The sequence below is a fragment of the Staphylococcus intermedius NCTC 11048 genome (assembly GCF_002902385.1).
Classification (GTDB): Bacteria; Bacillota; Bacilli; order Staphylococcales; family Staphylococcaceae; genus Staphylococcus; species Staphylococcus intermedius.
In genome coordinates this window covers 1-10558 of sequence record NZ_PPQH01000094.1, presented here as the reverse complement: position 1 = coordinate 10558, position 10558 = coordinate 1, and the positions used below count along the sequence as shown (strand labels likewise).

14 protein-coding genes and 1 pseudogene are annotated in these 10558 nt (G+C 28.4%); 4 read left to right on the top strand and 11 right to left on the bottom strand.

The window, feature by feature from the left end:
* Position 1: 1 nt before the first annotated feature.
* The 7 genes from CD138_RS12755 to CD138_RS12725 form a co-directional block, all read right to left on the bottom strand.
* A complete protein-coding gene (locus tag CD138_RS12755; RefSeq protein WP_019168779.1) occupies positions 2-574 on the bottom strand; it encodes a helix-turn-helix transcriptional regulator in 573 nt (190 codons plus the stop codon).
* Between the two features lie 205 nt (positions 575-779).
* Positions 780-959: a lichenicidin A2 family type 2 lantibiotic gene (locus CD138_RS12750; RefSeq protein ID WP_019168778.1), complete on the bottom strand. Its 180-nt coding sequence runs from the start codon at positions 957-959 to the stop codon at positions 780-782.
* A gap of 63 nt (positions 960-1022) precedes the next feature.
* Positions 1023-1997 (bottom strand): S8 family peptidase, encoded by a 975-nt coding sequence (locus CD138_RS12745; protein ID WP_167414210.1) that lies wholly within the window; start codon positions 1995-1997, stop codon positions 1023-1025.
* 111 nt (positions 1998-2108) lie between these two features.
* Positions 2109-2876, bottom strand: a complete 768-nt coding sequence (gene istB / locus CD138_RS12740; protein ID WP_019168928.1) for an IS21-like element helper ATPase IstB — start codon at positions 2874-2876, stop codon at positions 2109-2111.
* Between the two features lie 10 nt (positions 2877-2886).
* Entirely contained in the window at positions 2887-4122 is a 1236-nt protein-coding gene (gene istA, locus CD138_RS12735) for an IS21 family transposase (protein ID WP_019168927.1), read from the bottom strand.
* Positions 4123-4589: 467 nt separating this feature from the next.
* Positions 4590-5600, bottom strand: a complete 1011-nt coding sequence (locus CD138_RS12730; protein WP_019167406.1) for a phosphotransferase enzyme family protein — start codon at positions 5598-5600, stop codon at positions 4590-4592.
* Between the two features lie 17 nt (positions 5601-5617).
* Positions 5618-6124, bottom strand: a complete 507-nt coding sequence (locus CD138_RS12725; protein ID WP_019167407.1) for an acyl carrier protein — start codon at positions 6122-6124, stop codon at positions 5618-5620.
* Between the two features lie 178 nt (positions 6125-6302).
* On the opposite strand from CD138_RS12725, the gene CD138_RS12720 reads away from it, so the two are divergent.
* The 4 genes and pseudogenes from CD138_RS12720 (at position 6303) to CD138_RS12705 (ending at position 8387) form a co-directional block, all read left to right on the top strand.
* Positions 6303-6896, top strand: coding sequence for a recombinase family protein (locus tag CD138_RS12720; protein WP_019167408.1), 594 nt, complete (start codon positions 6303-6305; stop codon positions 6894-6896).
* A gap of 227 nt (positions 6897-7123) precedes the next feature.
* A pseudogene (locus CD138_RS12715) lies at positions 7124-7577 on the top strand (DDE-type integrase/transposase/recombinase); the annotation flags it as partial.
* A 144-nt stretch (positions 7578-7721) separates the two neighbouring features.
* Positions 7722-7919, top strand: coding sequence for a helix-turn-helix transcriptional regulator (locus tag CD138_RS12710; protein ID WP_019167409.1), 198 nt, complete (start codon positions 7722-7724; stop codon positions 7917-7919).
* 3 nt (positions 7920-7922) lie between these two features.
* Positions 7923-8387, top strand: a complete 465-nt coding sequence (locus CD138_RS12705; RefSeq protein ID WP_019167410.1) for a hypothetical protein — start codon at positions 7923-7925, stop codon at positions 8385-8387.
* 42 nt (positions 8388-8429) lie between these two features.
* Here the strand turns inward: CD138_RS12705 and CD138_RS12700 are convergent, their stop codons facing one another.
* From CD138_RS12700 to CD138_RS14355, 4 genes are all read right to left on the bottom strand, one after another.
* A complete protein-coding gene (locus CD138_RS12700; protein ID WP_019167411.1) occupies positions 8430-8723 on the bottom strand; it encodes a hypothetical protein in 294 nt (97 codons plus the stop codon).
* Positions 8724-8728: 5 nt separating this feature from the next.
* The gene (locus tag CD138_RS12695) at positions 8729-9136 is read right to left on the bottom strand and encodes a metalloprotease family protein (RefSeq protein ID WP_162137360.1); all 408 of its coding nucleotides are present in this window, start codon (positions 9134-9136) and stop codon (positions 8729-8731) included.
* Between the two features lie 97 nt (positions 9137-9233).
* Positions 9234-9533 carry a hypothetical protein gene (locus CD138_RS12690; protein WP_019167413.1) on the bottom strand — a complete coding sequence of 100 codons (300 nt, stop codon included), beginning with the start codon at positions 9531-9533 and terminating at the stop codon, positions 9234-9236.
* The coding region (locus CD138_RS14355) for a hypothetical protein (protein ID WP_180991063.1) at positions 9508-10558 on the bottom strand (1051 nt) is incomplete at its 5' end. The genes CD138_RS12690 and CD138_RS14355, both read right to left, overlap by 26 nt.

The following is a 10558-nucleotide window of genomic DNA, read 5'->3' as shown; positions in this document are numbered from 1 at the left end:
ATTAAATTCTAAATAATAAAATAGATATTAGTGTTATTAGAATGAATATTACACAAAATGATATTAAAATTAATATTTCTACCATTTTATGTTTCCAGGTATTCTTACTTCGTTTTACTTCATTTATACCTTTAGATTCCATATATGCGATGATTTCTTTATAATTTTTTATATTCAAATTCTTTTTGATTTTTTCTAATTTCATAGCTCCATACATTCCAATCAACCATAAGATTAATGGCGGAATAAAACTTAAGTAACCATCCAAATAATATAATGAAGGTCCTATTGATAGTGCTGCTAATGCAATGAAAATAACCATTATTTTTGTGTACTTACTCATTGAAACTTCAGCTACTTTTCTTTCCATGACTTTTAAATCTCCTTTCACTAATTCATCTAATGAACTATCAAAAAGTTCACATAATATAAGCAAGTTTTGTATATCTGGATAACTTTTACCAGTTTCCCAATTAGAAATTGTTTGTCTAGATACAAAAATTTTCTTAGAAATGTCTTCTTGAGATAAATTAAATTTTTTTCTGTTTTCTTTTATCTGATTTCCTAAATTCAAATAACTTATCCTTTCTAACTATAGAATCAATTATTATATTTATTTTGTCCATCAAAACTATTTATAATATCCTGATATTCAATAATAAAGATTTTTGACACCAACTATAAAGTTTTTTACATCGTTTTCACAAAATAGAAACCTCTCTGAAATTATTATTGACATTAAATTCAGAGAGGTTTTTTGACATAAGACTATCCGCAGTCTAACATTTAGCTTTGATAGTTTTTACTAGCTGAATACTACTAGCTAGTGTGGCAAACGCAGAACAGACTGGCGATGATTCTGGAGTCATATCTCCTGATCCTTGAATATTTGTCATTTCCGCAATTGATAAATCTTCAAATGCTTCTCCTACTACCTTCTCCATGTTTAATTCATTCATAATAAATTCCTCCATTTTTTTATATTTAATATCTTTAATTTTCAGATATTAATAACAATTTTATCAATCGATTAACTCATAGGCTTTTAAAGGATCAGGAAGACCAAATCCATATTTTTTATCTTTACCAACAGGACCTAAATCTTTACTAGATTTAGATATATTATAAATAGACTCTTGCACAGAAGGTTTTTTACTCTTTTGTTTAAAATGATAAGAATAATAATTCGAAAAAATACCTGTTACGGCTCCCGCTGAGAAACTAGTACCATAAGTCAAAGTATATCCATTCGGTATACCTGCTTCTTTATATACATTTCCTAATTTGCTAGGATAAGATGTATATATCATTTCTCGAGCATCTAAAGCACCATTTTCATCAATAACAACTTCTCCTCCTGGGGCGGTAAAGTCTACTGGCGTACCAATGTTACTATAATTTGCTAGTGTGTCATGTTTATTAGTTGAACTAACTGTAATAACTCCTTCTAAATCTCCAGGTAAATGTAAGGTTTTATCAAGACTGTAGTTATTATCTAAGTCCAAGCTTTTATTTCCGGATGATGTAACAATTAATATATCTTTTTTATTAGCTAACTTTACAGCTCTTTTAAAAGCTTCAATCGTTAACTTTTCATCTTTTATATTTTCTGATTTGTAAGTTCCTAAACTCATATTTATTATATCTTGTTTATCATGTATAGCTTTAATCAAAGCTTGTAATGACCACATAGATTCTCCGTCAACTGATGATAAAACTCTATATGGTGTTATCTGAGCATTTGGAGAAACTTGGGAAATGACACCTGCTACCATGGTTCCATGACCATTTGTATCATCTATATATTTTTCTTTTTTTACAAAAGATTTTGCGTTTTTTAAATCAATAGAATTTTTAATTAATGGATGTGATGCATCAACGCCACTATCAATTAGGGCGATTCTAACATTGTCGCCCTTTGAATAATTTAAAGATTTCTTGTTATTTGTCGTTTTGTCTAGGTACCAATTTAATCTAGATAATAATTCATTATTCAAATTATCACTTTCAGAAGTAGACAACGTAGTATTTTTATTATTTTTAACATTAGTAATATTATTGATATCTTTTGTGTCAATAGCGGTTTGAAAATGTCGTTTTTTGGCGGTTTAAGAATGACGTATGTTTAAACTTTTTTCACTTTTATAGTCTTTAAGTCGGTATGAATCGCCTGTAATTTTAAATATTTTTGAATGGTGAATAAGTCTATCAATAATGGCTGCTGACGCTATCTTGTTACTAAATGAGTCTCCCCAACTAGAAAATGGGATATTCGTCGTTATGATTGTGGATTTCATTTCATACCTGAGTGACATCAATTGATAGAAGAGGTCTGCCTGTTCTTTTGAGATGGGGGTATAGCCTATCTCATCAATGATAAGCAGTTCAATTCTGTTTAATTGTTTTAAAGTTTTATTGGCGATTCCTTTCTCCTCTGAAGTGGTTAAGAGTTCAATTAACTCTTTAAAAGTATAGAATCGAGTTTTGATATTTTGTTTACAGGCTTCTACGCCTAGCGATATTGCTAGATGTGTCTTACCGACACCACTATTACCTAAGAAGCATATATTGATATTCTTCTCTAGAAAATGCATGGATTTTAATGTGAGTATTTCTTGTTTATTAATGCTTGGTTGAAACGTGAAATCAAAGTCACTTAAATATTTAACCTTAGGGAAACGTGCTAACTTAATAGCACGTTTAAATTTTTGTTCAGCTTGATATTCTACTTCCTTTTCTGTCAACTCAAGTAAAATTTCAGTTAAAGATTTTTGATTCTTGGATAGTGATTCTAAATACTTCGGATAATAGTCTTTAATCATTTTTAGATTGAGCAGTTGAAAATTTTCTAATAGCTTTTGATGGTCTGTATACATATCTGTTCTCCTACACCTCGTCATATTTTAATAATGAATCTTCGATATAAGTAAGAATTTCTTGATCGTCTTTGTGCTTGAATGCATCAGACTTCAATATCTCACACATATCTTCGGTAACATAATTGAATTTCTTTTCCGATAAATGATGGGTTCTAATTAACTCGGCATCAAAGTAGACGGATAATTCGTCAGTCAATTCATTAAAGATTAATTGAACCTCCTCTCCAATAAACTTTGTAGGTACTGAATATTTACCTTTTCTAAAATTAACCATCGACTCTTTAGAAACGATTCGAATGCATTCATCTTCGACATAGGTGTCTAGTAACTGCACATTAAACGGGTTCAATCGATGTTTTTCTTCAGAATTGAATAAATCAATTGGATAGCAGTCAGTTGCTTGCGATATTTCGTTATGGTTCATTTCATGACAAAAGTGATTGACAAGACTGATAAGTTCAACAGCGTCATAAAATTCGTAATCGTAGGGCCTTAAACGTTGTTCCACAAATTTAGCTAAAGATTCCACAGAGCCCTTGGTTTGCGGCCTATAAGGCCTACACGCGATGGGTTCAAAATTTGCATCTTTACTAAATTGATGAAAAAGGGCGTTAAATACCACTTTTCTATATTGTGTTCTAGGACGATCAACGACCGTTTTCATATTATCGAACCATATTTCCTTAGGAACACCTCCAGTGTACTCAAAAGATTCTTTCAAACATTGAAATAATGTATCTTGTTTTCTATCCCAAGTTAATGTGATATACTTCATTTTTGAATAGTGTAGAACGTAAAGAAAGATATTAAATTGATAACGTTTCCCAAATTTATCATGCATGACCATATCTTCTTTCCAGTCTACTTGAGCAGCTATACCGGGTCGTGTTTCTACCCGTATAGTTGCTTTTTTAATTTCCTTTCCTTTTTTATTCTTACAATATTCTCTTAGAATCGTATATTTGCCTTCATACCCTTTTTTAGTAATATATTTATAAATCGCCATAGCCGTACAACCTAGCTCTAATTTTTCGTCTATGAGCGTTTTATAGGGTTCTAATTTTGATACTCTCTTTGTCGTTTTTCTTGTTTTTAATTTTTTCAACTCATTGTCTTTCCCAGCCTCATAATATTTTTTTACTGTCCTTGGATCGCAATGATATTGTCTAGCCAGCTCAGCGTAATTAGGTTTTATGCCTTTCATAATGTAAAATAACACTCCTTCGTATATATCATGTCTCAATCAAACAACCTCCATTCAAAGATTGAGTTAAGACATGATTATATATTTTAGAAAATAAAAAATGTAGGAAAAACAGCATTTTCATTCCGCCATTTTCCTACATTTTATAACCGCCATTTACAATAAGGAGCTTGGACGAAAAAATATCCTTGTTGTCCTAATTGTAAGGAGCCTTTTGAACTCAGTGAAATAGAGCATACTTGGGAAGCGGGCCTCTTTATTCAAAAACGGTTAGATGATAGATTATATCATCTCAATAACGATGATTAATTTTATCCGTTAATAGAGCTATCTAATACGATATTCATTTTAGTTTCTACACTATAAGCAACTCGTTTCATAGAAAAAACACCTCCGTATAAATTCATTTTAATATGAATTCAACGAAAGTGTTTTTATTTTATTCCCACTTTTGTGGGTCGCCTCAGCGTTTGAAGACCTTTTATATTATAATGGCAAAAGGCACTTTATAATTTAAAGTTTGTGTTTTTTGCATTTTGATTGTATAAATTCTTAAAATCAAAATTAATAACTGGTACATCATGTTCTATATTAAAACGCATTTTGTTTAACATAGTTTCATCAGTAGCAGATAATTTGTCTGTGTCTAACATTTGATGAAATAAACCATATATTAGAATTTGACGCAGCTTTAAAAATTCAGGTATATACTCTAACCAATTTTTGCTCAAAGTATTTTCCTTGAAGTATCCATCCAAAAAACTTCTCATAAAAATTTCCGTAAACTCTTCTTTATCGTCATACGGAATAACAGGATACCATAAAACATTATAGAGTAAAATACTAATATCATTTATAAACCAACTATACCCTACATCATCAAAATCAAAAGCAATAATCTTATTATTATCCAAATGAAAATTTCCGTGATGCATGTCAGCATGAATTAATCCATAATTTTCTTTTGTAATAGGAAGTTTTTTCAACCTTCCTATTAATTCATCTGCTTTTTTCAATACACCTTTTTGATCCTTGGGTATATATTTACTAAGATTTAATTGCTCTTCTTCATACCATTCTTGCCTTTTATATTTCAAATTACTCACTGTATACTCTTTAGTTAATTTATGCATCTTACCCATATATTTACCAATACAATAAAATAATTCTTGATTCCAGTCATCATTATCTACTAACTTCCCAGGTGCTTTTTTGTAACTTCTTATTAAAAAGCTACCATCACCTCTTTTGCATTCTACTTCCTCAATATATTTTCCATTTATCGATTTAATAGGTTCAGATAAATTCAATCCTCTACTTTCTAAAAAAGTAATCCAATCTATTTCACCTAAAATATAATTTATACTTCTTCTAAGCGTATGTGTGATTTTTAGAATGTATTTATTCTTCTTATTTTCATATTCATAAACAAAATTTTCAGCTTCTGATATTTTATTTACAGATTCTAATTCTAAATCGTATAAATTTGAAGCTTCTTTCAATATTTTTTTCTTCATATATCTCTTTTATTTTTTTATCCATTTTCCTCCTCCTTTTTCATGTACTTTGCAATATTATTGATTGTAGGATTTTCGATCATATTTAAATTTTCAATATACCAACCTTTTTCCTCTAACTCTACTTCCATTTTTACTGCTAATAATGAATTTCCTCCAATATCAAAGAAATTCGATTCTAAATCAATATCATTAGAGTGTAAAATCTTCTTCCATACTCCTAAAAGAACATTTTTAACTTCATTCCTAGCTTTTAAATCATTATCTTCAAGAATTTTTTCATCAAATAGCATTTTATCAAGATTAATACTATTATGATTTAAAAGAGCTTTAGCGTATATTTTATTTTCTACTTGATCCGTATCCAGAACTTCCCATTGATATTGATTTTTAAACATTTCTATTTTCTTATTACCTTTAAAAACTGGAGTCTTTTTAAATTTTTGGTCAGGTAAATTTGAGACTAATTCAATATAATGCAGATTGTAATCAATTTCATTTAAAGGAACTTCAAATCCTTCCATATTACTTTTAAAAGGACTTGTATTAAAATGTTATTTTCTGTACACTCTCTTTTTATCCCTAAGTAATCAAGGAATTGATAGAATTATGTGTTCAAAAACCCAATCAAAAATCTATGTTCATAAAAGGCCATGTAATTAAGATATGTTACACTGGAGGTGTATATAGGAGGGGCGTATTTTGAAAATAGGTTATGCAAGAGTTTCAACTGGATTACAAAATTTAAATTTACAGGAAGATCGGTTAAAAGCATATGGTTGTGAAAAAATATTTAGCGACTATATAAGTGGTTCAAAAGGTAAACGACCGGGTTTAGATAAAGTGATTGAATTTGCGAGATCAGGAGATACAATTGTTGTTTGGAGATTAGATAGATTGGGACGAAATATGGAGGATTTAATCACATTAGTCAATGAGCTTAACGAACGAGGGGTAAGTTTTCATAGTTTAGAAGAAAATATAACAATGGATAAATCCAGTTCCACAGGACAATTATTATTTCATTTATTCGCAGCATTTGCAGAGTTTGAACGTAATTTAATTTTAGAACGTTCTTTAGCGGGTAGAATTGCAGCTCGTGCCAGAGGCCGTCTTGGGGGCCGACCTGAAAAGTTAAATAGTAAAGATTTAAAACTACTTAAAACACTTTACGATAATGGGACACCCATTAAAACTATTGCAGAGCAATGGCAAGTTTCACGTACAACAATTTATCGTTACCTCAATAAATTAGAGGACAAAGAAGACGAAAATCATGGAGAAGTATCTAAATAATTTTTTTGCAGTTCAACTGTTTACAGAATTAAATGAGATGATGGTGCATTTCTTGATTAATAGTGCGTCGTTACAAATGAGAGCTTTTTACAGCGCCTAAAAGCTCAATCACAATAATTTACTATGAGATTTTAATATAACACAAGAAACATACTAAGATTAGCGTGAAGAATTTTATGACGATAGAATTCTTCACGCTAATCTTAGTATGTTTTCTACACTACTGAGTTCAAGAATATGCCCCAATTTTATATCAAATTTTGAAGAAAAAGTATAGAAAAGCCTATTACAAATGGAGTATTGATGAGACATGCATCAAAATAAAAGGAAAATGGAGCTATTTATATCGTGCCATTGATGTGGATGATCATACATTAGGTATATGGTTACTTAAGAAACGAGATAATCATTTAGCATATGCATTTATTAAATGTCTAAATTGATTAAAATTTTAAACTTAACTTCGAATGTCATTGTATATATAATTATTTAAATAACCTTATTGAACAAGATTATCGTCATATTAAAGTGAGAAATGAGAGATATCAAAGTATTAATACGGCAAAGAATACTTTAAGAGGTATTGAATGTATTTACGGTCTATATAAAAAGCACCGTAGGTTGCTTCAGATTTACGAATTTTCGACGTTCTACGAAATTAGTCATATGTTGGTCAGTTGAGGAATATTGCCATGTAAAATGATAATTAGTTATATTTTTTCTGACTTTGCCACAGAACCGAAAAGTGAAATAAACTTCACTTTTTTGATAGAATATGTTATATTCTATAATAGCTATTTAAAACACTTTGGGTAAGAGGTTAGGATGATAGATAATAATGTATCCAAATTTAGAAAAAAGGCTGGTTTAACTCAACAAGAGTTAAGTGAATTGGTTGGAGTGACAAGAAGAACAGTTATTTCTTTAGAAAAAGGAAACTATATACCTTCTTTGCTTTTAGCTTTTAACATCGCTAAAGTTCTTGATGTAGATATCAATAAAATTTTTTCGTTAAAGGATTAATAAATGAGAAAAGTTATTTTTGAACAAACAGGCAATATCATTTCTGTTATATTATTAATAGCTTCGTCATTAGAAATTATTAGTAATTTTAAAAAACAAGATGATAATTTTCAAATTTCTTTCGGAATGTTTACATTTGTTTTAATAATATGGTTATTATTATTTATATTTGCTCGTATAATTTATAGTAAATTTGATAAACAATATAATGTAAAAAAAGGGGAATATAGCATTTCTGACGAAAGAGAAGAAATTATATCTTATAAAGCAAGCGTAGGAGCCTATAAAGCTATAGTTTTTTCACTACTAATATTTTTTATATGGATAGTCTTAACTGCTCTTTTTTCAAATGTATTACTATTTAATAACATTAATGCTTATGCTATGAGTTTATTGTTTTTTGGATCTTCTATTATAATAGGTTTTTTAACTTATTTAATTGTTTGGATTGCTTTATATTTAAAATAGTAAAATCATGGAAGTGACAGCTTCCATGATTTTACACTAAAACTATTTTTTACATTCAACATTTATTTTTACATTTGTGAGACTCCAGTTCCAATTTCCAGTAAATTTGCCGTGTTGGTTCATTACACACCAAATAGCAAGACCAGCTACAATAGTAGTAGCCAAAGCTAAAATTACTGCTAAAAAGACTAAAAACCATGCGTTGAATTGTAAATCTCTATTTTTAATTCCTAAGATTAATTCATTTTTTGCTTGATATGCTTTTTCTATAAAACTTTCGATAAAAAGCATAATAAAAGAACTCATAGAAATTAGATAGTAATTCACTCTTTCCATCTTAATCACCTCCTCTCAATGTTTTTAAGTATCCCTTTAATTAACATTAAACCATCACCTAACGGTGGTATAATGTTAATTACATGAAAAAGGTAAATATAACTTAATATTTTGAATAAAAAGATGTTAGTTACCAAAAAGATTAAAAAGAAACTTATACCTAAAACAAATAATATAATCAAGGGACATATAGCAACTTTTATAATTGTATTGCTATTTATATCTGGAGTAATGGGAAATATAGATATTTTATTCCAACCAAAAGTGACTTTAACATCAATGTCTCCATAATCTTTCTTTAAAAAAAATATATGCATAAATTCATGTAGTACAAAAGAAAGAATAAGACCGAAAAAAAATAATATTTCTACCTTTAAGCAAAATACTAAAAAACTTTGGTTTAATGTTAACATATAAGGGAGCATTATGAAAGAAGATATAAACAATATTAATAGAAAATAACTTCTTATAAACCAGAATAATATTTTTGAAAATGAAATTTTTCCTACTCTATGATAATAAGTCATTTTGTTTTAATTTTTTTAAAAAAAACCTCGTTGAAAAATAAAATATAATAGACAGAATAATGACCGTTAAAATTATTGGCCAAAAGTTAGCTACTCCCAACTCCATACCCAACGTACCAGAATCCTTCTCTTTACTATTAAAATATAAACTGCCAAAGTAAGTTGTTCTATACCCAGTTTCCCCACTACTAAAAAGCATTATTAAAAAGCTGATCGTTAGAATTATAGCGGTAGCTATTAAGGAAGCAAAAAAACTATTAACTAAATATAGTAAATTTTTCATTTCTATACCTCTTCTCTGTGTAATTTAAGGCTAATATACTAAAGTATATAACAAATATAAACATAGTAACAAAAACGATAATGTTAAGGACTAAATTTAAATTTAGCAATGCTATAAATACCAATATAAATAGGAGTGGTATTGAAATTACCACCAAACTTGTAATTATTGAAAAAGGATTATCATTGTAAGGCGGAAATAATACACCTCCCATAACTAGAATAAAGGTTCCTATAGTAATCACGCAATATGGAATCAAAACATCTAAACTAGGACCATTTAAACATAAAAATAAGACTAATAAAGGAAGAGACGAAGTATATGTCACTAACAATTGAGATAATACTAATAATAAGTAGTCTTTAACAGAAGAATATTTCAGTGAATAACATATAAGTCTTACTCTAAGTGTTTGAACAAAACAATAAATGCTGTTAAATACAACTAAAAGGGTAGCGTACAATATATACTTATCTAAATTTATAGATAAAAGTAAAATAGCAAAAACATAAGCGCCAATAATATTACTTATCATATTTTTATCTCTTATAATTGCTAATATATAGCTTTTAAAAACATTAGGGTTTTTAATATTTTTGAAAGTGTTGATGAATTTTGATTGTATAGAATACGAATTATCTGGTAACAATAATATAATAAAAGCACTAAAAAAAACTATTAATAAAAATATAAAGGTTGTTAACATAAAGCCGAAGTTTTGATAGCTTTCATTAAATAAAAGCAAGATACTTCGAGTTTTATTTTCATTGTTGATATAATCATTCACTAAAGAGCTCGTTAATGATTCTGTTCTTTTATATATAATAACAAATATTATTACTAATATAGTTATATTTACCAATGAATAAATTTTTTCTATTTTTAAAATTGAACAAGCTATTGAAGTTATTTTACTTATTAATTGCAAAAGCAAATACGTTACTATACTAACATAAAGAATATCCACAACTAAATAGCCTAAATATTCTATTGAGCTATTTAATATCTGTCTCTTATACACATCT